This window comes from Allobosea sp. FG18, assembly GCF_057809495.1.
In genome coordinates, this window is record NZ_JBMDKB010000002.1 from 60,181 (window position 1) to 85,408 (window position 25,228).

22 protein-coding genes are annotated in these 25,228 nt (G+C 67.9%); 10 read left to right on the top strand and 12 right to left on the bottom strand.

The annotated features are described in order from the left end of the window. Positions 1-36: 36 nt before the first annotated feature. On the top strand, positions 37-2,769 hold the full coding sequence (locus ACODTJ_RS02480) for a TIGR02302 family protein (protein ID WP_454655658.1): 2,733 nt from the start codon (positions 37-39) through the stop codon (positions 2,767-2,769). A gap of 129 nt (positions 2,770-2,898) precedes the next feature. Here ACODTJ_RS02480 and yddG read toward each other — a convergent pair whose 3' ends face one another. Beyond that, on the bottom strand, positions 2,899-3,756 hold the full coding sequence (gene yddG / locus ACODTJ_RS02485) for an aromatic amino acid exporter YddG (RefSeq protein ID WP_454655659.1): 858 nt from the start codon (positions 3,754-3,756) through the stop codon (positions 2,899-2,901). 168 nt (positions 3,757-3,924) lie between these two features. Here yddG and ACODTJ_RS02490 point away from each other — a divergent pair, with 168 nt between their 5' ends. After that, positions 3,925-5,127, top strand: a complete 1,203-nt coding sequence (locus ACODTJ_RS02490; RefSeq protein ID WP_454655660.1) for an MFS transporter — start codon at positions 3,925-3,927, stop codon at positions 5,125-5,127. Between the two features lie 130 nt (positions 5,128-5,257). Continuing rightward, the gene (locus tag ACODTJ_RS02495; RefSeq protein WP_454655661.1) at positions 5,258-6,496 is read left to right on the top strand and encodes an MFS transporter; all 1,239 of its coding nucleotides are present in this window, start codon (positions 5,258-5,260) and stop codon (positions 6,494-6,496) included. Between the two features lie 65 nt (positions 6,497-6,561). Here ACODTJ_RS02495 and phbB read toward each other — a convergent pair whose 3' ends face one another. The 3 genes from phbB to ACODTJ_RS02510 form a co-directional block, all read right to left on the bottom strand. Next, positions 6,562-7,287 (bottom strand): acetoacetyl-CoA reductase, encoded by a 726-nt coding sequence (phbB, locus tag ACODTJ_RS02500; protein WP_454655662.1) that lies wholly within the window; start codon positions 7,285-7,287, stop codon positions 6,562-6,564. Between the two features lie 143 nt (positions 7,288-7,430). Continuing rightward, positions 7,431-7,646 (bottom strand): DUF1737 domain-containing protein, encoded by a 216-nt coding sequence (locus tag ACODTJ_RS02505; protein ID WP_454655663.1) that lies wholly within the window; start codon positions 7,644-7,646, stop codon positions 7,431-7,433. Positions 7,647-7,665: 19 nt separating this feature from the next. Further along, a complete protein-coding gene (locus ACODTJ_RS02510; protein ID WP_454655664.1) occupies positions 7,666-8,844 on the bottom strand; it encodes an acetyl-CoA C-acetyltransferase in 1,179 nt (392 codons plus the stop codon). 307 nt (positions 8,845-9,151) lie between these two features. Between ACODTJ_RS02510 and phaR the strand changes: the two genes are divergently transcribed. Further along, a complete protein-coding gene (gene phaR, locus ACODTJ_RS02515) occupies positions 9,152-9,754 on the top strand; it encodes a polyhydroxyalkanoate synthesis repressor PhaR (protein ID WP_454655665.1) in 603 nt (200 codons plus the stop codon). A 219-nt stretch (positions 9,755-9,973) separates the two neighbouring features. Then, positions 9,974-11,077, top strand: coding sequence for a GGDEF domain-containing protein (locus tag ACODTJ_RS02520; protein ID WP_454655666.1), 1,104 nt, complete (start codon positions 9,974-9,976; stop codon positions 11,075-11,077). A gap of 126 nt (positions 11,078-11,203) precedes the next feature. Here the strand turns inward: ACODTJ_RS02520 and ACODTJ_RS02525 are convergent, their stop codons facing one another. Further along, positions 11,204-12,895, bottom strand: coding sequence for an EAL domain-containing protein (locus ACODTJ_RS02525; protein WP_454655667.1), 1,692 nt, complete (start codon positions 12,893-12,895; stop codon positions 11,204-11,206). 172 nt (positions 12,896-13,067) lie between these two features. Between ACODTJ_RS02525 and ACODTJ_RS02530 the strand changes: the two genes are divergently transcribed. Continuing rightward, a complete protein-coding gene (locus ACODTJ_RS02530; RefSeq protein WP_454655668.1) occupies positions 13,068-13,280 on the top strand; it encodes a hypothetical protein in 213 nt (70 codons plus the stop codon). Positions 13,281-13,365: 85 nt separating this feature from the next. Here ACODTJ_RS02530 and rpmF read toward each other — a convergent pair whose 3' ends face one another. Next, positions 13,366-13,551 carry a 50S ribosomal protein L32 gene (gene rpmF, locus ACODTJ_RS02535; protein WP_047582212.1) on the bottom strand — a complete coding sequence of 62 codons (186 nt, stop codon included), beginning with the start codon at positions 13,549-13,551 and terminating at the stop codon, positions 13,366-13,368. Between the two features lie 170 nt (positions 13,552-13,721). Then, entirely contained in the window at positions 13,722-14,390 is a 669-nt protein-coding gene (gene mtgA / locus ACODTJ_RS02540) for a monofunctional biosynthetic peptidoglycan transglycosylase (RefSeq protein ID WP_454655669.1), read from the bottom strand. Positions 14,391-14,517: 127 nt separating this feature from the next. Here mtgA and ACODTJ_RS02545 point away from each other — a divergent pair, with 127 nt between their 5' ends. After that, complete coding sequence (locus tag ACODTJ_RS02545) at positions 14,518-15,465, top strand: polyprenyl synthetase family protein (protein ID WP_454655670.1); 948 nt, start codon at positions 14,518-14,520, stop codon at positions 15,463-15,465. 91 nt (positions 15,466-15,556) lie between these two features. Here the strand turns inward: ACODTJ_RS02545 and ACODTJ_RS02550 are convergent, their stop codons facing one another. Both ACODTJ_RS02550 and ACODTJ_RS02555 read right to left on the bottom strand, forming a co-directional pair. After that, positions 15,557-16,798: a chromosomal replication initiator protein DnaA gene (locus ACODTJ_RS02550; protein ID WP_454655671.1), complete on the bottom strand. Its 1,242-nt coding sequence runs from the start codon at positions 16,796-16,798 to the stop codon at positions 15,557-15,559. 31 nt (positions 16,799-16,829) lie between these two features. Beyond that, entirely contained in the window at positions 16,830-18,122 is a 1,293-nt protein-coding gene (locus ACODTJ_RS02555; RefSeq protein ID WP_454655672.1) for an adenylosuccinate synthase, read from the bottom strand. A 305-nt stretch (positions 18,123-18,427) separates the two neighbouring features. On the opposite strand from ACODTJ_RS02555, the gene ACODTJ_RS02560 reads away from it, so the two are divergent. From ACODTJ_RS02560 to ACODTJ_RS02570, 3 genes are all read left to right on the top strand, one after another. After that, positions 18,428-19,636, top strand: a complete 1,209-nt coding sequence (locus tag ACODTJ_RS02560; RefSeq protein ID WP_454655673.1) for an amidohydrolase — start codon at positions 18,428-18,430, stop codon at positions 19,634-19,636. 234 nt (positions 19,637-19,870) lie between these two features. Further along, a complete protein-coding gene (locus ACODTJ_RS02565; RefSeq protein WP_454655674.1) occupies positions 19,871-21,067 on the top strand; it encodes a M20 aminoacylase family protein in 1,197 nt (398 codons plus the stop codon). 123 nt (positions 21,068-21,190) lie between these two features. Continuing rightward, the gene (locus ACODTJ_RS02570; RefSeq protein ID WP_454655675.1) at positions 21,191-21,775 is read left to right on the top strand and encodes a tyrosine phosphatase family protein; all 585 of its coding nucleotides are present in this window, start codon (positions 21,191-21,193) and stop codon (positions 21,773-21,775) included. Positions 21,776-21,791: 16 nt separating this feature from the next. On the opposite strand, the gene ACODTJ_RS02575 is transcribed toward ACODTJ_RS02570, so the two are convergent. The 3 genes from ACODTJ_RS02575 to ACODTJ_RS02585 form a co-directional block, all read right to left on the bottom strand. Continuing rightward, complete coding sequence (locus tag ACODTJ_RS02575) at positions 21,792-23,507, bottom strand: mucoidy inhibitor MuiA family protein (RefSeq protein ID WP_488847518.1); 1,716 nt, start codon at positions 23,505-23,507, stop codon at positions 21,792-21,794. Between the two features lie 159 nt (positions 23,508-23,666). Beyond that, positions 23,667-23,984 (bottom strand): DMT family transporter, encoded by a 318-nt coding sequence (locus ACODTJ_RS02580; RefSeq protein WP_454655677.1) that lies wholly within the window; start codon positions 23,982-23,984, stop codon positions 23,667-23,669. Between the two features lie 298 nt (positions 23,985-24,282). Continuing rightward, on the bottom strand, positions 24,283-25,164 hold the full coding sequence (locus ACODTJ_RS02585; RefSeq protein WP_454655678.1) for a type 1 glutamine amidotransferase: 882 nt from the start codon (positions 25,162-25,164) through the stop codon (positions 24,283-24,285). Between the last annotated feature and the right edge of the window lie 64 nt (positions 25,165-25,228).

The following is a 25,228-nucleotide window of genomic DNA, read 5'->3' on the forward strand; positions in this document are numbered from 1 at the left end:
GTTCAGACAGGAATGGGGGCTGCCCGGAGCGATGGCATGAGCGAGGCAGAGCGCCGCAAGGCGCCCGACACGATCGACGGCATCCGGCTGCGGCTCAGCCGTCTCGCGCTGGCCTCGCGCCTCTCGCTCGGCTGGGAGCGGCTCTGGCCGCGGCTCTGGTTGCCGCTCGGCATTGTCCTCGCCTTCCTCGCCGTCTCCTGGTTCGGCCTGTGGACGCATCTGCCCTGGTACGGGCGTGTCGTCGGCGTGCTCGCCTTCGCCGGGGCCTTCGCCGCGAGCCTCTGGCATGTCGCCCGCCTCGTCCTGCCGACGCATCGCGATGCGCTGACGCGGCTCGATCGCTCCTTCGCCGACGGCCATCGCCCGGCGTCCTCGCTGGAGGACAATCTCGCGATCGGCTCGGCCGATCCGGTTTCGCAGGCCCTCTGGAAACTGCATGTCGAGCGTCAGAGCCGGCAGGTCGCGTCGTTGCGCGTTCAGCCGCCGCAGCCGCGCATGGCAGGCCACGACCGGCGGGCGCTGCGCGCCGTGCCGCTGCTCGCCGCCATCACCGGCTTCTTCGTCGCGGGCCCTGAGGTCACGCAGCGCCTCTCCGCCGCCTTCGACTGGAAAGGGCCTTCCGCCATCGCCGCCTCGACCCGGATCGACGCCTGGATCGATCCGCCGGCCTATACGCGCCTGCCGCCGATCCTGATCGACTTCGCCAAGCTGGCGAGCCCGAATCTGAGCGCGCCCGAGAAATCGGTCATCGTCGTGCGCATCGCCGGCAAGACGAGCATGGACGTCGCCACGACCGGCCGGCTCGACCTGATCAAGCCCGAGGCCAAGGAGGGCGAGGGCAAGGATGCCCAGGCGAAGGCCGCGCCCGCAAAGCCAGCCCAGCCGTCAGGGCCGCAGCAGGCGGTTCTGGAGAAGCGCTTCACGCTCGCCGGCAACGGCACGTTGAAGCTCACCGGCAGCGGCGCACCCGGCACCACGCTCAACATCACCTCGGTCGCCGACCAGCCGCCGACCATCGCCTTCACCGATCCGCCGAAGCCGGTGACCGGCGCGCAATCGGGCGGCTTGGGCATCACCTACAAGGCCAAGGATGATTACGGCATCGCCTCGATCGAGGTGAATGTCTCGCGCCCGGACGCGGCCAAGGGCGGTCGTTCGCTGGTCGAGCCACCGAAGCAGAGCCTTGCAGTGCCGTCCTCCGCCTCGGGTGAGGACGAGAACAAGAGCACGGTCGATTTCTCCGCCCATCCCTGGGCCGGCGCCAAGGTCAGGATGGTGCTGATCGCCCGGGACGATGCCGGGCAGGAAGGCCGCAGCGAGCCGCTCGAGGTCGTGCTGCCGCAGCGTACCTTCACCAAGCCGCTGGCTAAGGCCTTGGTCGAACAGCGCCGCAAGCTCGTGATGGATGTCGAGGACCGCTCCAGGGTGCAGCTCGCTATGGATGCGCTGATGATCGAGCCCGGTCTCTTCATGAAGGAGCCCGGTGTCTATCTGGGCATGCGGATGCTGACCGAGCGCCTGCGCCGCGCCGCCGGCGACGACGCCTTGCGCGAGGTCTCCGAGCTGATGTGGGCGATGGCGCTCCAGCTTGAGGACGGCGACATGTCCGATGCCGAGCGGGCGCTCCGGCAGGCGCAGGAGAACCTGCAGCAGGCACTGGAGCGCGGCGCCTCCGAGGAGGAGATCAAGAAGCTCACCGACGAGATGCGCCGTGCGATGGACAATTTCATGCGCCAGCTCGCCGAACAGATGATGCGCCAGCAACAGCAGAACGGCGACCGTGACCAGGCCCGTCTGCCCGAGAATTTCCGGACGGTGACGCCGCGCGACCTGCAGAACATGCTCGACCGCATCGAGGAACTGTCGAAGCGCGGCGACATGGCCGAGGCCCAGCGCCTGATGGAAGAGCTCAACCGGATGCTCAACAATCTCCAGATGGCGCGCCCCGGCCAGCAGGACCCGCGCCAGCGCGAGATGAACCAGGCGCTCGGCGATCTCGACCGGATGACGCGCGACCAGCAGAACCTGCGCGACGAGACCTATCAGAACGAGCAGCGCCGCCAGCAGGGGCAGGGCCAGACCCAGCGCGGCCAGCGCCCCGGCCAGCAGCAGGCGCGTCCCGGCCAGCGCCAGCAAGGTCAGCAAGGGCAGCGCGGCCAACAGGGCCAGCGCGGCCAGCAGCCGGGGCAGCAGCCCGGCGAGCAGGGTGAGGACGGCGAAGGCGGCGAGGGCATGCAGGGCCAGAACGGCCAGGGGCAGGGCCTGTCGCAGCGCCAGCAAGCCCTGCGCGAGCGCTTGCAGGACCTGCAGCGCCGGATGCGCGGCATGGGCGCGCCGCAGAACGGCGAGCTCGACGAGGCCGAGGACGCGATGCGCGAGGCCGAAAGCCAGCTCGGTCAAGGGCAGGGCGAAGGCGCGCTCGATGCGCAGGGCCGTGCACTCGAAGCCTTGCGCAAGGGCGGGCAGAACCTCGCCCAGCAGATGCAGGGGCAGCCCGGCGAGGGCGAAGGCGAGGGGCAGGCCTATGGCGAGCCGGACGGACGCCAGCAGGGCCGGCCTTCGGCGCAGCAGCGCGGGAGCGAGGATCCGCTCGGCCGGCCGCAGCGCCAGCGCGACTGGGCCGATGGCCGGGTCAAGGTGCCGGGCGCCGACGAGAGCGCGACCCAGCGGGCGCGACGCATCCTGGAGGAGCTGCGCAAACGGCTCGGTGATCCACTGCGGCCGGCGGAAGAACTGGATTATCTGGAGCGGCTGCTGCGGCGGAACTGAGCGAGCCGCACGGCCGTCATGCTCGCCCTTGTGGCGAGCATCCACGTCCTGAACACCGCCCTCGACAAAGGAAGACGTGGATGGTCGGGACAAGCCCGACCATGACGAAGCGTGTCATCGCTTGAGATTCTAGCCCTTCCGCCCACCCCCACTCGCCACCAGCGCCCCGACCACGATGAGCGCGCAGGACGCTGCGAGAAGCCAGCTCGCCGGGGCATAGCCGAACAGCACGAGGATCAGCGTCGAGAGCACCGGCGCGGCATAGGAGGCGACGCCGAGCAGCGCGACGTCGCCCTGCTTCATGCCGATATCCCAGACGACGAAAGCGAGCCCGATCGAGCCGAGGCCGAGACCGAGAACGCCGCCCCATTCGGTCGCGGTCAGCGACCAGAGCGTGGTCTCGAAGGCGAGATGGCAGGCCAGCGCCGGCACGGCGCAGCCCAGCATCGTCACGCAGAGGCTCTCGGACGGCACATTGGCGAAGCGGCGCGAGGCCACCGAATAGCTCGCCCAGACGAAAGCGCCGAGCGCGGCCAGCACATGGCCGAGCGCCAGCCCGCCGCCGTTGCCGAGACCGCCGGACACCAGAAGGCCGGTCGCCACCAGCCCGATCAGCGCCCCGACGAGATGGCGAGGCTTGAGACCGGCGCCCGGCAGCAAGGCGGCGAAAAGGACGATCAGGAGCGGCCAGAGGTAATGGATCAGGTTCGCCTCGGCCGCCGGAGCGGTCTTCACCGCGGCATAGTAGAGCGCGGTGTCGCCGAACGGGCCGTAGAGCCCGAGCGCGAAGGAGGCCGGCGTCGGGCGGATGCGCGAGAGCTGCCCGCGCAAAACCGTGATCGCGAGGATCAGCAGGCCGCCGATGACGAACGTCATGGCGACGAGCTGGAAGGGCGGGACGCGGCCCGACATCGCCGTGAACAGCGCGAGCGTCGACCAGAGCAGGATGGCGCAGAAGCCGATGAGGGTCGCGGTGCGTGCGGTCATGAGGATGCCAGGGTGAAATCCGTGCGGCGATAGCAGGTTTCATGGGGCTTGCCGATGAGGTTAGCTGCGCCTGAGCCCGATGCTGCATTGCAACTCAGCCTTGCAGCCATAGGCGTCATGCTCTCGCCCCCGTTGACCGCAAACAAAAGCAAGGTCATTGCCTGAATTATGACCACGATCCCGCTGCAATCCGCCACTCGCCGTCCGCTGATGCCGGTTCTGGCAGCGCTCAGCGTCGCGCATCTGCTGAACGACCTCGTCCAGTCGATGATCCCGGCGCTCTATCCGCTGTTCAAGGAGAACTATCAGCTCGATTTCGTGCAGATCGGCTTGATCACGCTCGCCTTCCAGGTGACCTCGTCGCTGCTGCAGCCGATCCTCGGCTTCGTCACCGACCGCAAGCCCTGGCCCTATGCGATGGTCGCCGGCATGTGCTCGACGCTGGCGGGCCTCTTGATGCTCTCCTTCGCCCATAGCTACGCCATGGTGCTGCTCGCGGCGGGGCTGATCGGGCTGGGTTCGGCGGTGTTCCATCCGGAGGCGACGCGCATGGCGCGCCATGCCGCGGCCGGACGGCAGGGGCTGGCGCAGGGCGTGTTCCAGGTCGGTGGCCATATCGGCTATTCCGTCGGCCCGCTGCTGGCTGCCGCCGTGGTGATGCCGCGCGGGCAGGCGAGCCTGTCCTGGTTCTCCGGCGTGGTGCTGGTGGCGATGCTGGTGATGGGCTGGCTCGGCGCGCGCTATTCGGCGATGCGGCGCGAGCAGAAGTCGTCGTCGGTGCATGTCGAGGAAAGCGCGAGCCACGGCCTGCCGCGCGGGCGCGTGCTGCTGGCGATGGCCGTTCTGGTCATGCTGCTGATCTCGAAGAACGGCTACACCGCCGCCTTCACCTCCTACTACACCTTCTACCTGATCGAGCGCTTCGGCATCGAGATCCAGCTCTCGCAGATCATGCTGTTCCTCTATCTCGTGGTCGGTGCCATCGGCGTGATCGTCGGCGGCATGATCGGCGACCGGATCGGCCGCGACCGGGTGATCTGGCTGTCGATCCTGGGCTCGCTGCCCTTCGCGCTGATGCTGCCCCATGCCGATCTGTTCTGGACCGGCGTGCTCAGCATCGTCGTCTCCTTCATCATGTCGAGCGCCTTCTCGGCGATCCTGATCTATGCGATCGACCTCGTGCCGCACCGGGTCGGCCTCGTCGGCGGATTGTTCTACGGCCTGTCCTTCGGGCTCGGCGGCGTCGCGGCGGCCGGCATCGGCCTGCTCGCCGACAAGATCGGCATCATCGAGGTGTTCAAGATCTGCGCCTGGCTGCCGGCCTTCGGCCTGCTGACCTTCCTGCTGCCGAAGGGCGGGCGCCAGAGCTGAGCCGGGCGTTTCCGCCGGCGCTCGGCAGGCCGCCGCGTCGGGGAGAGCTTGACGCATTGAGCCCACATTCGCCGTCTAGCCCTGTGCCGATCGGGCCGACCATAGTCGGCCGCCGCGCAGGGATTGGCCGATGCTGCTTCAGATCGGAACGCTGATCGCCGCGACCAGCCTGGTGCAGCTCGCGAACGGCTTCTTCAACACCTTCCTGTCCTTGCGGCTGACGCTCGAGGATTTCGGCCCGGCCGCGACCGGCATCGTGCTCAGCGCCTATTTCGTCGGCTTCACCATCGGCGCCGTGTCGAGCGGCGGGGTGATCCAGCGTGTCGGCCATATACGCGCCTATACGGCCTTCGCCGGGCTGGTGGTGGTCGCGACCGCGCTGATGCCGCTCTGGACCTCGGCGCTGATCTGGGCGGCCTGCCGGGTGGTGATCGGCATCGGTTGCGTCGGGCTCTTCGTCACGACGGAGAGCTGGCTCAACGCCAAGGCGATGCCGGACCAGCGCGGCCGCATCTTCTCGACCTATATGGTCGGGACCTTCGTGGCGCTGGCGATCGGCCAGCTCGCCGTCGCCGGTCTTACGATCCAGGCGGCAGGGGCGTTCCAGGTCGTCATCGCGCTCTTCGCGCTGGCGCTGGTGATGGTCAGCACGACGCGGGCGGAAGCGCCCGGCCTCAAGCCTGAAGCGAAGCTGCGCTACGGCGAGCTGTCCCGGCAGGCTCCGCTCTCCGTCGTCGGCTGCGTGGTCAGCGGCATCGTGACCAGCGCCTTCTACGCGCTGGTGCCGGCCTGGATGCTCAGCAACGGCGCGCCGCAGCAGACGATCGCGCTGTTCATGCTGGTCGCGGTGCTGGGCGGGCTCGCCTTCCAGGTGCCGGTCGGGCGCCTGTCTGATCGCTATGATCGCCGCCTCGTTCTGGCGGGGTTGGCGGTCGGCTATGCGGCGGCGGTGATCCTGCTGGTGGCGATGCCGCGCTCGCTCCTCGCGGTGCTGCCGGTTGCGGCGCTGCTCGGCGGCTTCATGTCGACGCTCTATCCGGTCTGCGTCGCCCATGCGCTCGACCGGATGCCGGCCGACCGGGTGGTCGCGGTCAGCGGGCGACTGATCCTGGTCAGCGGCTTCGGCTCGGCGCTCGGGCCTCTGGTCGGGGCCGGCATCATGGCGCGTTTCGACATCGACGGGCTGCTCTACTTCATGGCGGCGATCGCGCTAGTGCTCGCGGGTTTCGCCGGCCTGCGCATGTGGATGCGCGAGGCGCCGGACAAGGTCGAGCGGCCCTTCGAGGTGATCGATCCGCTCAATCCGGCGATCACGCAGACACTGGAGGCGACGGAGAGCGACGGCACGCCCCGCTCCGCCATGGCCTAGTAAAAAAAACCGCCGCCCGTTGCCGGGCGGCGGTCCCAAATGTTCAACGGGGTATGGTTGCCCGCTCAGGCCATGTACTGGCCGCCATTGGCGGAGAGAGTGGAGCCGGTGATGAAGCCGGCATCGTCGCTGGCCAGGAACACCACGGCACGCGCGATCTCCTCGGGCTCGCCGAGGCGGCCGACCGGGATATGCGGCAGGATCGACTTCTCGATCACGGCCGGATCGATCGCCTTGACCATCTCGGTCGCGATGTAGCCGGGGCAGATCGCGTTCACCGTGATGCCGGCGCGCGCGCCTTCCTGGGCCAGCGCCTTGACGAAGCCGATATCGCCGGCCTTGGCGGCGGAATAGTTGACCTGCCCCATCTGGCCCTTCTGGCCGTTGATCGAGGAAATGCAGATGACGCGACCGAACTTGCGGGCGCGCATGCCTTCCCAGACCGGGCGGGTCATATTGAAAAGCGAGTTGAGGTTGGTGTTGATCACCGCGTCCCACTGTTCCTTGGTCATCTTGTGGAACATGCCGTCGCGGGTGATGCCGGCATTGTTGACGAGCACGTCGACCGGCCCGAGATCGGCCTCGACCTTGGCGATGCCGGCGACGCAGGAATCATAGTCCGAGACGTCCCATTTATAGGTCTTGATCCCGGTCTCAGCGGTGAATTTGGCGGCAGCTTCGTCATTGCCGGCATAGCTCGCGGCGACGCTGTAGCCGGCCGCCTTCAGACCCTTCGAGATCGCCGCGCCGATACCGCGCGAACCGCCCGTAACCAATGCCACCTTCGCCATAGGCCAGTCTCCCTTTCAGTGATCGGTCCAGATCGTTGTGCGTTCTTGCAGACGCGAATTGGCGATCCAGTTCTTTGTTTCAGCATCGGATTGACCCGAAAAATGCATTCCACTTTTCGGTCCGATGCTCCGGCTTGCCGCCGTTATTGTTCAGATAGTTTCAGGGTGGGCGCGTAATCCGCGTCCACGTCCTTGATGATGGCCTGGCCACAGATGACACGGCCCTGGACCGCGTCGAAGGTCAGGGTGGGCTGGCCGTAGAGCGACCAGCCGAGGCTCAGCGCTTCGGAAACCCGATGACAGAAGGAGGCGTCATCGGGGCCGGTGAGATAGCGGTAGAGCGTGGTACGCTTCGCCATGGGTTGTGAGGCGCTTGTCTCAGCGCTCCACGGCCATGGCGACGCCCATGCCGCCGCCGATGCAGAGCGTGGCGAGGCCCTTCTTGGCGTCGCGCTTGGCCATCTCGTGCAACAGCGTCACCAGCACGCGGGCGCCGGACGCGCCGATCGGGTGGCCGATCGCGATCGCACCGCCATTGACGTTGACGATGTCCGGGTTCCAGCCGAGGTCCTTGTTGACCGCGAGCGCCTGCGCCGCGAAGGCCTCGTTGGCCTCGACGAGATCGAGATCGCCGACCTTCCAGCCAGCCTTCTCGAGCGCCTTGCGGGTCGAGGGGATCGGGCCGGTGCCCATGATCTGCGGGTCGACGCCGGCCGTCGCCCAGGAGGCGATGCGGGCGAGCGGGGTCAGGCCGCGGCGGGCGGCTTCCTTGGCGGTCATGATGACGAGCGCGGCGGCGCCGTCATTGATGCCGGACGCATTGCCGGCGGTCACCGTGCCGTCCTTCGAGAAGGCGGGGCGCAGCTTGGCCATGGCTTCCAGCGTCGCGCCATGGCGCGGATACTCGTCGCTGTCGACGACGATGTCGCCCTTGCGGGTCGAGATCGTGACCGGGGCGATCTCGTCCTTGAACCGGCCGGCCTTCTGTGCGGCCTCGGCCTTGTTCTGCGAGGCGACGGCGAAGCGGTCCTGCTCCTCGCGGCTGATCTGGTACTTGGTCGCGACGTTCTCGGCGGTCGTGCCCATGTGGTAGCCGTGGAAGGCATCCCAGAGGCCGTCCTTGATCATGGTGTCGACGAACTTGACGTCGCCCATCTTGGTGCCGGCACGCATATAGGAGGCGTGCGGGGCGAGCGACATCGATTCCATGCCGCCGGCGACGATGACGTTGGCATCGCCATTGGCGATCTGCTGCAGGCCGATGGCGACGGTGCGCAGGCCCGAGCCACAGAGCTGGTTGAGGCCCCAGGCAGTCTTCTCCTGCGGGATGCCGGCGGCCATCGCAGCCTGGCGGGCCGGGTTCTGGCCCTGACCGGCGGCGAGCACCTGGCCCAGCACGACCTCGTCGACCTCGGCGGCCTCGACCTTGGCACGGCGCAGCGCTTCCTTGATCGCGACGGCGCCGAGATCATGGGCGGGAGTATTGGCAAAAGCGCCGCTGAAGGCGCCGACCGCCGTGCGCGCAGCGCCAACGATCACGATATCCGAATCTGCCATGAGAGGTATCCTCGCTTTGTTGTTACGGTTGCGCCGCTCCCGCCGGCTCAACCGCTCCCCGTCACCTTCGAAGCCTGCTGCGGCGCCGTCAAGACGGGCGAGAGGCGAAATTGACCGGGCTGCCGTCGACGGAGTGACGCAAGGGAGGGCGTATCCCTGCCGGTGCAGGGGCTTCGACGGTTTTTTGCAGCGCCCGCTCAAAGAGCTTGCGGTGCAGCACCGACAGGCTATCGTCTGACCATGGGAGACCGTTTCGCCGAGCACGTCGGAACCACCGACGGCCGCGGATCAACGTCAAGTAGGACCGATGGCTAGCGATAAAGAACCGACCGTCATCAAGAAATACGCCAATCGGCGTCTCTATCATACGGGCACCAGCTCCTACGTAACCCTGGAGGATCTCGCCGGGCTCGTGCGCTCGGGCGAGGATTTCGTGGTCTACGACGCCAAGTCCGGAGAAGACATCACCCGCTCGGTGCTGGCGCAGATCATCTTCGACGAGGAGGCCAAGGACGGGCAGAACCTGCTGCCGATCGCGTTCCTGCGCCAGCTCATCCGCTTCTACGGCGACAGCATGCAGGCCCTGGTGCCGCGCTATCTGGAGTTCTCGATGGAGAACCTCACGCAGGAGCAGAGCAAGTTCCGCGAGCAGATGACCAAGGCCTTCGGTGGCTCGGCCTTCGGCGGCAACCCGCTCGACGCCATCCAGGCCCAGACGCGGGCGAACATGCAGATGTTCCAGGAAGCCTTCCGGCTGTTCAACCCGTTCACCGCGGCGGCGCAGGCGAAGCAGGAGGCTGCGGCCGGCGCGAAGCCTGCGGCGGAAGCGGCCAGCGGCGATCTCGGCGATCTCAAGCGCGAGCTCAGCGAGATGCGCGAGCGGCTGGACAAGCTGTCACGCTCGCGCTGAGGCTGGTCTGGCGGTTTTGGAGCCGCGCTCTCGGGGAACGAGGGCGCGGTTTTTTGTTGGGTGGGTAGCCGGCGCGCCGAGTGGAGCAGGTCCGAAGGGCCAATTCCCGCCGGGCTTGCGGGAATGCGCGGCAACATGTGATCAATTGACTTCGTTCAGGATCAATCGAGGACGTGCGGGGGGCGCGTCGTAGCAGCTTCTGCGGGGTCGAGGGAGTTGATGGTCGACGGTGCCAATCTCGCCCATGCCGTTGCCGACCAGGCCGGCATAGCGGCTCTGGTCACGCTCCTCTATTCGGAGGTGGTTCGTCTCTACAAGGGCAATGGCTGGACCAGGAACGTCGTTCTCGCTGCCATTTTCGGAGTTGGCGTCGTGCTCACGATGCTTGACCCGTTGCAGATCAGCCCAGGTATTCAGATCGACGGCAGGAACATCCTCATCGGTCTCGCGAGCTTTCTGCTGGGGCCGGCTGGCGCAGCCGTGACGCTGGCCTTCGGTTTCGCGATACGCATACCGACGGGTGGAAGCGGCCTCGTCGCTGGCCTTCTTGGAATGACCCTGACCTCCGCGGCGGCCCTCGCGTGGCGCTGGCGCGTAGGCCGGCGCTTGGGCGCATTGCGCTTCACCGATACGATCTTGCTCGGCCTGCTCATCAACGTGTCCATCTTGAGCCTGTTCGTCCTACCATGGCACCTCGCCTTGGACGTTCTCAGGACAGGCGGCCTTGTCGTCATCGTGTCCAATCTTTCCGGCAGTCTCCTCGTCGGCTCCTTGCTGGCCCGCGAAGACAAGCGAATCCTCGCAGAATCGAGAGAGCGCCTGACCTCCCGGACCGACCCGCTCACGGGGCTCGCGAACCGTCGCGGTTTCGAGGAAAGCCTGTCCGCCGTCGGTTACACGCAAAGCGGTGGAACGCGGCTCACCTTGCTTCTCCTCGATGTCGACAAGTTCAAGGCGATCAACGACACCTACGGGCATGTGCGGGGCGATCATGCGCTGCAGGAGATCGCGGGCATCATCAGGAGGCACATTCGTGCGCATGACCTGGCGGCCCGACTCGGCGGCGACGAATTCGTCATTGTGCTCGATGGCGCGACGGTCAAGGTCGCGCGAGACGTGGCAGAGCGAATCTGCAGCAGCGTCCGCCATCGTTTCGGCGGGCCCGACGAGATGCCTGTCACAGTCAGCATCGGGATCGCCGGCGTGCAGTCCCGGTCCGTCGACGCAAGCGCTCTGATCAGTGCAGCGGATGCTGCTATGTACCAGGCCAAGGAGAGTGGCGGCGGTCGCGTTTTCTCCCGCGAGCTCAGGCACTCCGCATAGGTCTTCGCGGGCGAGGCCTGAAGTCGTCGGAACCCGCCTCCCTTTCTCGCTAGGGTGAGCTCGTTTGGCTACGGGTCGGGAGCGGCCCTCAAACCAGCCGCTTCCTCTATGAGAACGGCGCCTGCCTCAGCCGAGCGCCAACCGGCGCGGCGCGACCTGCGACGGCTCGACAACTTCCGCCCGGCCGACAAGATGGCCCTGCAGATAGGTGACGCCCCAGTCGCGCAGCATGCTCGCCTGCATCTCGTCATCGACCCATTCGGCGACCGTCTCGACGCCGAGATGGCCGGCGAGCTCGACCAGCGTGCGAACATAGAAGCGGTCGTCGGTCGAGCGGCGCAGATTCTGCGTGAAGGCGCCGTCGATCTTGAGGATGTCGATCGGGAAGGCACGCAGGTGCCGCAGCGAGGTATGGCCGGCGCCGAAATCGTCGATAGCGACGCGCGCGCCCTGCTCCTTGATGCGCCCGAGCAATTTGGCGATGCGGTCAGGATTCTCGATCGTCGCGGTTTCCGTGATCTCGACGATGAGGCGCGAGGCCTTGTCGCGCGCGGCGGCCGTGCAGGCGACGAAGGCGTCGAACCATTCGGGGTCGTTGAGGGAGCGCGGCGAGACGTTCACCGAGAGGGAGAGGTTCGGATCGGCACCGAGCATCTCGATCGCGAGATCCAGCACGCGCTGGTCGAACAGCCTGACAAGGCCGCGCCGTTCCAGCATCGGGATGAGCTCGGCTGAGGCGAAGTAGAGGCCGGTCTCGCCCTGGCCGACGCGCAACAGCGCCTCGTGGAAAGCGATCTCGCGCGAAGCCGTCCGGACGATGGGCTGCAGGGCCAGGCGCACGCGGCGGTCGTTCAGGGCGGCGATGGCCTGGACGTCGAAGCCGGTCTGCTCGTTGCCGGGGCTGCGCCGCGACTGCGGCTTAGCCATGACGGCGGTGTCGACGGCGCCGGCCCGCGCGCTCGCCAGCGCGCCTTCCGCGGCGGCCAGCAGCGTCCCGCCATGGGAGCTGAGCTCGGGCGCGCTGGCGGCGCCGACGCGCAGACGCACCAGCGTGATGCCGCGGCTGGTTTCGATTGCCGATTGGGCGACGACCTTGATGAAGCGGCGGGCGGCGGGCTCGACCTGCTCGGGCGGGCAGCCGACGAGGAGAATCGCGAAGCTGTTGCCGGCATAGCGGACGAGATGGTCGCGCCGGCGCGTCACCGAGCGCAGGCGCTCATGCACCGTGCCGATGATCTCGTCGGTGGCTTCATGGCCGAAATCGTCGTTGAGGCGTGCGAGTTCGTCGATCGCCGCGACGAGCACGACGACCGGCCGCTCCGCCGGAAGATGCTCGTTCAGGGCCAGGCCGATTCGTTCGACCAGGGCGGGACGGTCGCAGAGCTCGCTGCCGAACTGCTCGAGTTCGTCGGGGCGGGCGGCGCGTTCGAGCCTGAGCACGCCGCGCGCGCTCGCCGGATAGCCGTCGCTGCCGGCGAACCAGCGGCCGGTATCCTCGGCCCACATCTTGCGGCCGGCGAGATCGATCGCGTAGCGGGTGCGGTAGATGACGCCTTCGCCGCTGTCATGCTCGCTGGAGCAGAAGATCGCGTCGTAGCGACTCGGGCCGCTGCCGGGCTCGACCAGGCCGGCAAAGGCGAGGCCGCGCTGCATCGCCTGTTCGGGAATCGCGCCGAGAACCTCGCGGGCATTCGGCCCCCAGCTCAGCGTGTCGGCCTGGATGTCCCAGCCATAGACCACTTCGCCGATCGAAGAGAGGATGCTGCGGGGATCAACCGGGCCGCCATTCTGGAAGCTGAAGATCGACGGGGAGGGCATCGGTCGGCCTCTAGAGGACGGCTGCGGAGCCCCGTTCTGGTGCTTCGTCACCCTGTCCATGAGATGGGAAGTGCTTCGAAACGATGCGGTATTTCTGATTAACGCTGCGTTAAGGCTGGCCGCCGCCTTGCAACAAGAACTCCGTCACAATTGACCTGTGCCGGAGTGAGACATGGCCGAAGCCGGAAGCTCGACCCAACGGAATGCCGCCGATGCCAACGCATCCGCTCTGGTGCTCCTGCAGGCGGCTGCGGCGCGGGCGGAGATCGGTCCCTTCGCCCGGAGAGGTCGGGCGAGCCCGCAAGCGGCGGCTAGCTTCTACCGGGCGGCGGCGCGGCTTGTCGCGCCGGCCGGAAAGCCCCGCCTGCAATCGGCGCGGGGCTGAGGCAAAGAAAAACCGGCCTTGCGGCCGGTTCCAATCTCGCATCGACAAGCCGGCTTCGCTGCCGGCGCCAAAAAAACAGGACGCCTCAGGCGTCGGTCTTGACCTTCAGCACCTGACGGCCGCGATACATGCCGCTCTTCAGGTCGACATGGTGCGGACGGCGCAGTTCACCCGAGTTCTTGTCCTCGATATAGGTGGGCTGCTTCAGGGCATCGGCCGAGCGGCGCATGCCACGCTTCGACGGCGACGTCTTTCTCTTCGGAACGGCCATTCTACTTCTCCATCATGCCACCGCCCGGACGCTGGCCCAAGGCCACGCATCCGCCACGGCGACGGATCAATCTCGTGAGGCGTTGGCCTTACACCGTCAGGGCGCGGATGGCTAGTGCCGAATCCGGAATTCTTCGCCGGCATGGCGGATAGCGCCCGAGATCCTGCCGATCAGCCGGGCAGGGCGCAATCGCCGAGCGATCCGAGCTGGCCGAGTTGGCGCAGGCTGCGGCCGGCGGCGGATTGCAGCGCCCGATTCGGCTTGGCGGGATTGCGCAGCAGCGGGTTGGGCAGTGCGCCGGCGAGTCGCGCCGCCTCGGCGGGGGTCAGCCGGGAGGCGGATTTGCGGAAATAGCGCTGCGCCGCGGCCTCGGCTCCGAACAGGCCTTCGCCCCATTCGGCGACGTTGAGATAGACCTCCATCACGCGCGGCTTGCCCCAGACGAGGTCGATCGCCATGGCGAGGGGAAGCTCCAGCCCCTTGCGGATGTAGGAGCGGCCCGGCCAGAGGAAGACGTTCTTGGCGGTCTGCATGGTGAGGGTCGAGGCGCCGCGGCTCGGCCCGTCGTCGTTCTCCAGCACCTTGTTGAGCTCGACCCAGTCGACGCCGCCATGGCTGCAGAAGCGCTGATCTTCGGAGGCGATGACGGCCCTGACGAGATGCGGGGAGATCTGGTCCAGCGGTACCCAGTCGCGCTCGACGGGCCTGAGCACCAACCAGCGACCGAGCATCAGGGTCGAGGGTACGGGGACGAAGCGATAGAGCACGATGGCTGCGGCGAGGATCAGGAGCAGCCAGATGGCGAGCCGGAAGCACAGGCCGAGAATCCTACCCAGCACCTTGCTTCACCCTCGTTACCGTTCGATCGGCCCGGCCATTATGGCCCCGGCCCGAGGCGGCGCAGCTTGACGATGCGACGAACGTCCGGCAAGGCCCCCCTTCCGGCAGCGAACGCGAGACCTGCGCATGAGTTCCGTCCCTCTTTCTGCCAACCCCGGCGATCTCGATGCCCGGCTGGCGCAGAATGCAGCCGCCATCGAGGCGCTGCTGGAGGCCCTGCTGTCCGATGCCGCAGTTCCGGGCGAACTCGCTCGACCGGCGCGTCTGGTCGCGGCGATGCGGCATGGCGCCCTCGGCGGCGGCAAGCGGCTGCGGCCCTTCCTGACGGTCGAGACGGCAAGGTTTCTCGGTGTTCCAGCCGAGCGGGCACGACGCGCAGGCGCGGCCGTCGAGCTGCTGCACTGCTATTCGCTGGTGCATGACGACCTGCCGGCGATGGACGATGACGACCTGCGCCGCGGCCGGCCGACCGTGCACAAGGCTTTCGACGAGGCGACCGCGATTCTGGCCGGCGATGCGCTGCTGACGCTCGCCTTCGAGGTTCTGGCGGACGAGGCGACGCATGAATCCGGCGCGGTGCGCGCGGCGCTGGTGACAAGCCTCGCGCGGGCCTCCGGTCTCGGCGGCATGGTCGGCGGGCAGATGCTCGATCTCGCCGCCGAAGGGCGCTTCGAGGCGGTGCGTGGCGCGCTTCCGGAAGCGGAAATCCGCAGGCTCCAGGCGATGAAGACCGGGGCGCTGCTGGCGGCGAGCGTCGAGATCGGCGGCAGGCTGGGCGGCGCGGATGCGGCGGCGCTGGCCGCGCTCGGCCGCTATGGCCGGGCCCTGGGCGCGACCTTCCAGATCGCCGACGACATCCTCGACGTCGAATCGGATGCCGCGCAGATGGGCAAGGCGACGGCCAAGGACGCCGACAAGGGCAAGGGCACGCTGGTCGGCGCGCTCGGCCTCGACGGTGCCAAGCGCGAGCGCGATCGGCTGTGCGCGGAGGCCGTGGAGGCCCTGGCGGGCTTCGGCCCGGAGGCGGATACGCTCCGGGCCGCGGCGCGTTTCGCGGCCGAACGGAAGAGCTGACGAAGGGCGCGGGATCCCCTCTCCTTACAGTAGAGGGTTCCCCGCGCAATCTGCGCGTCTCTGGAAAAGACTGTGTCCGGCGCGCAGCCTCTTACCGCCAGCGGCCGAAGGCGTCGGCGAGCGTCTGGCTGCCGGAGACGCCCTTCTCGAAGGTGATGATGCCGCGCCGGCCCGAGGCGAAGCGCACGGGCACGTCGATCCAGGCGCGGCTGAGGATGAGGTCGACATTGCGCTCGACCTCGACCGGCACGTTCGACAAGGCTGCCACGAAGAGATTGTCGCCCAGCGCCGAATTGATCGCCGAGAGCGGCGCGCCGCGCTCACCCTCCGCGGTCTTGAACTGGGGAACACCGACTTCCTTGACGGCCTGGGAGGCCGGGTCGCCCGTGCTGGTGAAGCGCAGGCCGATGATGTGCGAGGCCGGGAAAGCCGAATCGGTGTTGCGGCGGATGGTGAAGTCCAGGCTCAGGCCGACATCGGGAATTTCGACCGTCGCGCGGACGATGGTCTCGATCGGCCGGCCCTGGCCGGCGCTCTCGCTGTCGAGGCGCCAGAACACGCGGCCGCTCGAGGTCTGCGGCTGCTGCGGGGTCTCGGGGACCTCGACGAAGAGCACGGCGCGCTGGGCGACCGCGATCTCGCCGCCGGGCTGCGGCACGGGGATGCCGGGGGCGCTGCCCTGCTGGTTCCCCGCAGGGCGGTTCTGCTGGGGCGTGCCGGGTTCGCCGGCACGCTCGGCGATCTTGCCGCCGTTCTCGGGCTGGGGGCCTTGTGCCCGCTGCGCGGTCTCGCCGTTCGGGCGCGGCGTGTCCTGGGGCCGGAGCTTGTGGACATAGATAGCGGTGGCAGCGATGGCTGCGACGGCAACCGCGACGACACCACCGACGACGGCGGAACGGATATGGCCGGGCTTGACCCGTCGTTCGCGCGGCGGCTGCACGCGCGGCCGGGCGGCCTGCGGCTCGGCCGGCTCGGGCAGGGGGGCGCCGTCATCCTGTCCGGCGGCTGCGGGCAGCGGCGCGAATTCCGGCGCCTTCTTCGGCATCGGCGGGCGGATCGGCAGGGTCGGGTTCTCGACGGTGCGGATCACCGGGCCGTCCGATGCCGGCGGCGGGGCGGGCGCCTCGTCGTAATCCGCCTCGATCCGGGCGACGGCCTCGTCGAGCGCGAGGCGCTCGCGCATGATCTCGGCCTCGCTCAAGGGCGGGTCGAGGCTGCGCAGCTGCGCGACGAGCGCCGTCCGCGCCCGGTCGTAGATGGCGCGCCGGGCCTCCGGGGAGGTTTCAGGCAGCCCGGCGACCGCACGCGCCAGGATCGGATAGAAGTCGGCCATTGGCCTCACTTGTCGCTGATGAAGCCTGCCGTCAACCCTCGAAAGGATTATGGACGAGGATCGTATCGTCGCGCTCGGGGCTGGTCGAGAGCACGGCGACGGTGGCGCCGATCAGCTCCTCGATGCGGCGGACATACTTGATCGCCTGCGCCGGAAGATCGGCCCAGGAGCGGGCATTGGCGGTGGAGCCCTCCCAGCCTTCGATCGTCTCGTAGATCGGCTCGACGCGGGCCTGGTCGTTCTGGCCGGCCGGCAGGTGTTCGAGGATCTGGCCGTCGAGCTTGTAGCCGACGCAGACCTTGATCTCCTTGAAGCCGTCGAGGATGTCGAGCTTGGTCAGCGCGATGCCGTCGATGCCGGAGGTCTTCACCGTCTGGCGCACGAGGCAGGCATCGAACCAGCCGCAGCGGCGCTTGCGGCCGGTGACCACGCCGAATTCCTTGCCCTTGGTGCCGATCAGCTCGCCGATCTCGTCGAAGAGCTCGGTCGGGAAGGGACCCTCGCCGACGCGGGTGGTGTAGGCCTTAGCGATGCCCAGCACATAGCCGACGGCGGAGGGGCCCATGCCGGAGCCGGTCGCGGCCTGGCCGGCGACGATGTTCGAGGAGGTGACGAAGGGATAGGTGCCGTGGTCGACGTCGAGCAGCGCACCCTGTGCGCCCTCGAACAGGATGCGCTTGCCGGCGCGGCGCTCGGCATCGAGCAGCGCCCAGACCGAGGTGGCATAGGGGAGCACCTCGGCGGCGATCGCCTTGAGCTGGCCGAGCAGCTCCTTGCCGTCGACCTCGCCGATGCCGAGGCCGCGGCGCAGCGCGTTGTGATGGGCGAGCAGGCGCTCGATCTTGGCCTCGAGCAGGGCCTCGTCCTTGAGATCGATGACGCGGATGGCGCGGCGGCCGACCTTGTCCTCATAGGCCGGGCCGATGCCGCGCTTGGTGGTGCCGATCTTCATGCCGGCATTCGAGGTCTCGCGGAAATGGTCGAGCTCGCGATGCAGCGGCAGGATCAGCGTCGCGTTGTCGGCGATGCGCAGGTTGTCGGGGGTGATCGCTACCCCTTGCGCGCGCAGCTTGGCGATTTCCTCGACGAGGTGCCAGGGATCGACGACGACGCCGTTGCCGATGACCGAGAGCTTGCCGGGGCGGACGATGCCGGAAGGCAGCAGCGAGAGCTTGTAGACGACGCCATCGATGACCAGCGTATGGCCGGCATTATGACCGCCCTGGAACCTGACGACCACATCGGCCTGGCTGGAAAGCCAGTCGACGATCTTGCCCTTGCCCTCGTCGCCCCACTGGGCGCCGACCACCACAACATTCGCCATGAGCGAGGTGTCCCTGCTGTTACCGCGTTGCCTTGTGCAAGCGGCCCGCGCAAATGCAAAACCCCGGCGCAAGGCCGGGGTTTCGGGGCAGGTCCTTGCAAGCCCTCATGGGCCAACACGGCCCGCAGGTCAAGTTTTCCGGTAGTCCGGGCCGCGATTTGGCTGGATAAACTGCCGGAGCATGGCGGCTCTGCAGCATCTGCGCAGTGATGCTGCCACAATCGGGCGTAAGGGCTATGGGCCAGCAGGCGGCACTGGAGGGGCCATGCCGCGCGCCGGCCACAGGAGAGGGGATTTCACCGACCATGACGAAGCTCGACGCCTGGCTCGACCAGCATCACGCCGCCTTCACCGCGATCCGCCGCGACATCCATGAGCATCCCGAACTCGGCCTCGAAGAGGTCCGTACGGCCAAGCTCGTCGCCGACAAGCTGCGTGAGTGGGGTGTCGAGGTCACCGAGAATGTCGGCAAGACCGGCGTGGTCGGCGTGATCCGCGGCAACAGGCCGGGCCGGGCCGTGGGCCTGCGCGCCGATATGGATTGCCTGGCGCTCGATGAGACGACGAACCTGCCCTATTCCTCGAAGAATCCGGGCCGGATGCATGCCTGCGGCCATGACGGGCACACCACGATGCTGCTCGCGGCCGGCCGCTACCTCGCCGAGAACCGCGACTTTGCCGGTACCGTCAACCTGATCTTCCAGCCGGCCGAAGAAGGCCGCGGCGGCGCCAACGCCATGCTCGCGGACAAGCTGTTCGAGCGTTTCCCCTGCGACGCGATCTACGGCCTGCACAACACGCCCGGCATGGCGCCCGGCACCTTCGGCACCACGGTCGGCCCGTTCCTGGCGGCGGCTGATTTCTGGAAGGTCACCTTCCACGGCGTCGGCGGCCACGGTGGCTCGCAGCCGCACCGCTCGACCGATATCACTTATGCTCAGGCGCATTTCGTGCTCGGCCTGCAGGGCATCGTCGGCCGCAACGTTCCCCCGCTCGACACGGCGGTGATCAGCGTCGGCTTCATCCATGGCGGCGACGTCAACGCCTCGAACGTCATCCCCTCCGAGCTCGTCATCGGCGGCACGGCGCGGACCTATTCCATGGAAGTGCGCGATACCGTCGAGCGGCGCATCGCCGAGCTGGCGGCAGCCACCGCGCAAGCCTGGGGCTGCAAGGCCGAGGCCTATTACCATCGCGGCACCAGCCCGCTGATCAACGAGGCCGAGCAGGTAGCGGTCGCGGTCGCGGCGGCGACGGCGGCCGTCGGTGCCGAGAACGTCAACGGCCAGCTGCGTCCGGGCACGGGCGGCGAGGATTTCGCGGAGATGATGCTGGTGCGTCCGGGCGCCTTCATGCGCATCGGCAACGGCGTCAATCCGGACGGCTCCTTCGTCGGCCTGCACACGCCGCTCTACGACTTCAATGACGCTATCATCCCGGACGGCGTGCGCTACTGGGTCGGCGTCGTCGATCAGGAACTCGGGCAAGGCCTGCGCGCCGTCGCGGCAGAGTAGCGCTAGGTATCTCTACGTCTCCGGTCGCTCCGAGCGACCGGAGACCAGCACCATTCCCAGCCGTTCCACATGGGGGCCGATCCGGGCTTCGCTCCAGCTGGCGCGCGCTGTTTCGGGCGGGGGCAACTGACCGAGACGTTCGACGTATTTCGAAGAATTCTACGCCATGGAGCGGATCGGGACATCGTCTGAGCTCACGTTCCCGATGCCGCAGGAGAGGGGAAAGTACCGATCATGACCAAGCTCGACGCCTGGCTCGACCAGCATCACGCCGCCTTCACCGCGATCCGCCGCGACATCCATGAGCATCCCGAACTCGGCCTCGAAGAGGTCCGCACCGCCAAGCTCGTCGCCGACAAGCTGCGTGAGTGGGGCGTCGAGGTCACCGAGAATGTCGGCAAGACCGGGGTCGTCGGCGTAATCCGCGGCAACAAGCCCGGCCGGGCCGTGGGCCTGCGCGCCGACATGGATTGTCTGGCGCTCGATGAGACGACGAACCTGCCCTATTCCTCGAAGAATCCGGGCCGGATGCATGCCTGCGGTCATGACGGGCATACCACGATGCTGCTCGCGGCCGGGCGCTATCTCGCCGAGAACCGTGATTTCGAGGGCACCGTCAACCTGATCTTCCAGCCGGCCGAAGAAGGCCGCGGCGGCGCCAACGCCATGCTCGCCGACAAACTGTTCGAGCGCTTCCCCTGCGATGCGATCTACGGCCTGCACAACGTGCCCGGCATGCCGGCCTCGAGTTTTGGCATCAATGTCGGCCCGTTCCTGGCGGCGGCCGATAGCTGGAAGGTCACCTTCCGCGGTGTCGGCGGCCATGGCGGCTCGCAGCCGCATCTTTCCACCGACATCACCTATGCCCAGGCGCATTTCGTGCTCGGCCTGCAAGGCATCGTCGGCCGCAACGTCGCCCCTCTCGACACGGCGGTGATCAGCGTCGGCTTCATCCATGGCGGCGACGTCAACGCCTCGAACGTGATTCCGTCCGAGCTCGTCATCGGCGGCACGGCCCGCACCTACTCGCTTGAGGTGCGCGACATCGTCGAGCGCCGCATCGTCGAGCTCGCGGCGGCTGCGGCACAGGCCTGGGGCTGCAAGGCGGAAGCTTTTTACCGTCGTGGCACCAGCCCGCTGATCAACGCGGCCGAGCAGGTCACTGTCGGCGTCGCTGCGGCGAGCGCGGCGGTCGGCGCCGAGCGCGTCGAGGACAAGCTTGCGCCGAGCACGGGCGGCGAGGATTTCGCCGAGATGATGCTGGCGCGACCCGGCGCCTTCATGTTCATCGGCAACGGCGTCAATCCGGACGGCAGCTCTGCCGGCCTGCATACGCCGATCTACGATTTCAACGACGCGATCATCCCGGACGGCGTGCGCTACTGGGTCGGCGTCGTCGATCAGGAGCTCGGACAGGCCAAGGCCGCCTGATGACGAGCATCGCGGCCGGCCCTGCGGGGCCGGCTGCAATCATGCAGGGCAGCCCGTCATTCCCGGCGGTTGTGTAGCCGGCGCAGCAGCGGTAAGCGGCTGGCTCCGCAGCGGAGGCGCGCCATGAAGACCCTGTCTATCTCGACCCTGACGATCTGCGGCATCGATGAACTGCCCGGCAACAGCGCCCGCGAGGTGACGCATGTGCTCTCCGTGCTCGATCCTGACCGGGCCGAGATCGAGGCCTTCGGGACCTATGGCGAGCATCATCGCGTCACGCTGCGCTTCCATGACATCATCGACCCGAAGCCCGGCCAGATCATGCCGACGCCTGAGCATGTCGACGAGATCATCGGCTTCGGCGAGGGCCTGCGCGAGACGGCGACGGGCCGCGTGAAGGGTCATCTGCTGGTGCATTGCCATATGGGCATCTCGCGCTCGACGGCGGCGATGATGACCTTGATGGCGCAGGCCGATGCGGCCGAGGACGAGGATGCGCTGTTCGCACGTCTGCGCGAAATCCGGCCGCAGGCCTGGCCGAATTCGGTGATGATCGGCTTCGCCGACGAGCAGCTCGGCCGTAGCGGCCGGCTGACCCAGGCGCTGCGGCGGCACTACGCCCACCAGATCGAGGCGCAGCCGCAATTCCGCACCTGGATGAACGATCTCGGCCGCAAGCGCGAGATCGAGATGGGTCTGACGCTCTGAGGCGAAGGCCTCCGGCTCACCGCCCCGGCAGCGGCTGCTCCTCGTAGGAGAGCTCGCGGTCGCCCGGCCATTTGATGCGGTAGGCGAGCTTGATCTCCTTCTCGGCGCCTGCGGCGAGATCGAAGGTCCATGAGGCGACGCCGCGCCGGTCGCCGACCTGCTTCTCGGTCGGCGGCGTGGTCTGGGCGGCGATGGTCTCGACCGTGATCCCGCTGCTCTCCGAGAAGGGGATGCGCTCCAGTACGGTGACCTTGACCGGCTTGGCGTGCAGGCTCTTCACCACCGTGCGGAATTCGCGCAGATCGGTGCGGGTCTGGCCGAGCCAGCTCGGCTCGTTCTCGCGGCGCTTCACCGGCGCGAACGAGACCTTGATCCGGTCGTCGGCGCCGAAGCCTAGCTCGACCTTGTCGCCGGGCGCGACGAGATTGAACTGGCCCATGCCGACATAGGTGCCGTCGCGATGCAGCGCGATGCGGCCGGCGAGCAGCGGCGCCTCCTCGTCATGCGTGAAGCCGGCCTCCAGATAGGCCTTCTGCTCCAGCTCCGGCACGGTGCGCGCGGCGAGCGTCGCCTCGGCCTTGCGCTGGGTCAGCGTCACCGTTTTGGAATTGCCGTCCTGCGGGATCGTGGCGCGGCCGGGCACCTGGAAATTGGCCTGATACGCGCCGGCTTCGATCGCGGCCTCAGTGACATCCGCCGCAATGACCGGCTTGGCGAGGCTGTCTTCGGGTGCAGGCGCTGCCGGGACGGCCATGCCTGCCGCCCGGCGCTGCAGCGCCGAGGCCGGAGCCGCCTTCTCCGCTTCCGCTTTACGCGCCAAGGCCTGGGCCCGCGCACGGGCCTCGGCCATGATCTGCGGCTCGAAGAAGGCGACCTGCATCGGGGTGAGGTCGGGTGCGCGGGTGCCCCCCGTCGAGCGCGTGGTCGAGAGCGTGAGCGCAACATCGTCCCAGGCTTCGCCGCTGCGCTGGCGGATTTCGGCGCGGCGCGTCAGGGCGATCTCCGGCTTCTCGCCGGTCGTCGTCAGGCGCGCCTCGTAGGTCGGCGTCCAGTTCGCGCCGGTGACGCGATAGGTCACCGTGAACTCGGCCGCGACCGGCTGCGGCGCCTCGACGGCGATGGCAATGTCGCGCTTCGGCGCGCCGGGACGGCCGGCTTGCGGGCGGGCGCGCTCCAGCGCGGCGATCTCGGCCTCGACATTGGAGAGGCGGTTGCGGGTGCCGCGCAATTCGTCCTGGACCTTGACCAGCGCGGTGCCGATCGCCTCGAACACCGCCGGCCAATCGGCGACGGGCAGGGCCTTGCCGTCGGGCCCGAGCTTGTCGGGGCCGACCTGCGCGAAACGCTCGATCGTGGCGCGCTTCGATTCGATCGCGCCGATCTGGCCGGAGAGCTTCTCCTTCTCGTCGCGCAGCGTCCTGAGCTTTTCTTCCAGCACCGTGTCCAGCACGGGCTTGGCATCGCCGGGGGTGATACGGACATCGACCGCGCCGACCGAGAAGGTGCCGTCGCCCTTGCCCTCGACGCGGATCGAAGCGGGGTCGATCGTCGCCGGCAGGCCACGGAGCACGATTTGCGAGGCGCCCTGCAGCAGATTGGTCTTGCCGAGGCGTGTCACCACTGCCCCATCCGGAAAGACCGTGACGCGGTCGATCCGGCTCGACAATTCGGTCTCGGCCGCGGCGGCGAGGCCGGGTGCCAGAATCAGGGCGGCGGCAATATGGCTTCGCATCGAAATCATCCCCTCCAGATCGCAATCACGTCACCGTGATAGACACTGCCGAATTCGGCGTGTCCAAGGCGGAATTGGGCCGGAATGCGGATAGGCGGGGCGGGTTTGCGAAACATCCTGCATTCGCAGGAGCGACAGGGCCTGCCTACGCTGCCGCCGTCAGCTCGCCGAGAGCTTCATCATGACGAGGCCGGAGACGATCAGCGTCGCTGCCGCGATCCGCATCGGCGTCAGCGCCTCGCCGAGCACGATGACGCCGACGATGAAGGCGCCGACCGCGCCGATGCCCGTCCAGATCGTATAGGCCGTGCCGAGCGGCAGCGAGCGCATCGCCAGCGAGAGCAGGGCGAAGCTGCCGATCATCGTGACGATGGTGATCGCGGTCGGCACCGGGCGCGTGAAGCCGTCCGACTGCTTCATGGTGAAAGCCCAGACGATCTCGAGAATGCCGGCGGAAAAGAGATAGAGCCACGCCATAGCGGGTCCCCCATGGTTTGCCGGGTCGTCCCGGCACATGTCCCAGGTTGGGGGAGGTCGTGGCCTCGCGGTGCCTAGCTAGCCACTAGAGAACCGGATGGCAAGGCTACGGATACGTCGCTTGCCAACAAGAGGCGGGTCATCCCGGACGGAGCGAAGCGGAGATCCGGGATCCATGCCGGAACCTTCGCCGGAAGCGCTCTGGCATGGATCCCGGGTCAAGCCCGGGATGACCCGCGTGGTGCCAAAGCCTTCGTGTCGGCGTCGGCGTGGATCGTGATGGCGCGAGATGGACGGCTCAGGCGCGGCTGCGGGCGCTGGCATGCGGCTTGACGCGATGCTCCATGAAGTTGCGAAGCTCGGTGACGCGGCGCTCGGTGTCGAGCACTTCGCGGTCGAGGCCATGCGCCCAGGCGAGATCCTGCCGGTTCGGCTCGGCATCGAGCGTCAGCATGTCGTCGAGCCAGGCTTTCGCGGAAGCCTCGTCCTTGCGGAAGCCTTCCTTGATCATCAGCGGCACGCGGCGATCGAGGATCGCGACGATCTGCTTCAGCGAGAATTCGGGGTGGTACTGCACGCCCCAGAAGGTGCCGCCATTATGCTTGATCTCCGCGGCCTGGACCTGGCTGTAGGCATTGGATGCGAGGATCGTCGTGCCATGCGCCGGCAGGGCGATGGTGTCGAGATGGATCGCGGGGGCATCGAAGGCGGCCGGGCGGCTGGCGAGCAGCGCGTGGTTCCTGCCGACCTCGGTCGGCGCGATCCTGCGGGCGAAGCCGGTCTCGCGGCCCTTCGGGTTGGCGGTGACCGTGCCGCCAGCCGCGACGGAGCCGACCTGGATGCCCCAGCAGGAGCCGAAGCAGGGCGTGCCGCTGGCATAGATCGCACGCATCAGGTCGATCTGGCGGGTCACCGGCGGGGCGGTGTCGTAGATGTGCAGGGCCGAGCCGGTCAGGAAGATGCCGTCATAGGATTCGAGCCCTTCGCCGTCGGGGAGGTTCGCGCCCTCGTCGGCCGGCAGGCAGATATCGGAGACGATGCCGGGTTCGAACGCCGCGATCTCGGCCGCATAGGCCTCGCCATAGGCCATGCCATAGGACTGGCGCAGGCCTTCGCGAGTGTCGCGCATGTTACCGTCGACGAAGAGCAGGCGGAGCGGGCGGGCGCTGGTTTCGATCATCGGGATGTTCCGCAAGGGATGCGCAGGGCGACGGGCAGGTGTGCGCCCGATCTCATATGAGCCG

Coding starts and splice junctions, on each gene's coding strand:
- ACODTJ_RS02480 (WP_454655658.1), top strand. CDS start 37: ATGAGCGAGGCAGAGCGCCGCAAGGCGCCCGACACGATCGACGGCATC.
- yddG (WP_454655659.1), bottom strand. CDS start 3,756: ATGACCGCACGCACCGCGACCCTCATCGGCTTCTGCGCCATCCTGCTC.
- ACODTJ_RS02490 (WP_454655660.1), top strand. CDS start 3,925: ATGACCACGATCCCGCTGCAATCCGCCACTCGCCGTCCGCTGATGCCG.
- ACODTJ_RS02495 (WP_454655661.1), top strand. CDS start 5,258: ATGCTGCTTCAGATCGGAACGCTGATCGCCGCGACCAGCCTGGTGCAG.
- phbB (WP_454655662.1), bottom strand. CDS start 7,287: ATGGCGAAGGTGGCATTGGTTACGGGCGGTTCGCGCGGTATCGGCGCG.
- ACODTJ_RS02505 (WP_454655663.1), bottom strand. CDS start 7,646: ATGGCGAAGCGTACCACGCTCTACCGCTATCTCACCGGCCCCGATGAC.
- ACODTJ_RS02510 (WP_454655664.1), bottom strand. CDS start 8,844: ATGGCAGATTCGGATATCGTGATCGTTGGCGCTGCGCGCACGGCGGTC.
- phaR (WP_454655665.1), top strand. CDS start 9,152: ATGGCTAGCGATAAAGAACCGACCGTCATCAAGAAATACGCCAATCGG.
- ACODTJ_RS02520 (WP_454655666.1), top strand. CDS start 9,974: ATGGTCGACGGTGCCAATCTCGCCCATGCCGTTGCCGACCAGGCCGGC.
- ACODTJ_RS02525 (WP_454655667.1), bottom strand. CDS start 12,895: ATGCCCTCCCCGTCGATCTTCAGCTTCCAGAATGGCGGCCCGGTTGAT.
- ACODTJ_RS02530 (WP_454655668.1), top strand. CDS start 13,068: ATGGCCGAAGCCGGAAGCTCGACCCAACGGAATGCCGCCGATGCCAAC.
- rpmF (WP_047582212.1), bottom strand. CDS start 13,551: ATGGCCGTTCCGAAGAGAAAGACGTCGCCGTCGAAGCGTGGCATGCGC.
- ACODTJ_RS02545 (WP_454655670.1), top strand. CDS start 14,518: ATGAGTTCCGTCCCTCTTTCTGCCAACCCCGGCGATCTCGATGCCCGG.
- ACODTJ_RS02550 (WP_454655671.1), bottom strand. CDS start 16,798: ATGGCCGACTTCTATCCGATCCTGGCGCGTGCGGTCGCCGGGCTGCCT.
- ACODTJ_RS02555 (WP_454655672.1), bottom strand. CDS start 18,122: ATGGCGAATGTTGTGGTGGTCGGCGCCCAGTGGGGCGACGAGGGCAAG.
- ACODTJ_RS02560 (WP_454655673.1), top strand. CDS start 18,428: ATGACGAAGCTCGACGCCTGGCTCGACCAGCATCACGCCGCCTTCACC.
- ACODTJ_RS02565 (WP_454655674.1), top strand. CDS start 19,871: ATGACCAAGCTCGACGCCTGGCTCGACCAGCATCACGCCGCCTTCACC.
- ACODTJ_RS02570 (WP_454655675.1), top strand. CDS start 21,191: ATGAAGACCCTGTCTATCTCGACCCTGACGATCTGCGGCATCGATGAA.
- ACODTJ_RS02575 (WP_488847518.1), bottom strand. CDS start 23,507: ATGCGAAGCCATATTGCCGCCGCCCTGATTCTGGCACCCGGCCTCGCC.
- ACODTJ_RS02580 (WP_454655677.1), bottom strand. CDS start 23,984: ATGGCGTGGCTCTATCTCTTTTCCGCCGGCATTCTCGAGATCGTCTGG.
- ACODTJ_RS02585 (WP_454655678.1), bottom strand. CDS start 25,164: ATGATCGAAACCAGCGCCCGCCCGCTCCGCCTGCTCTTCGTCGACGGT.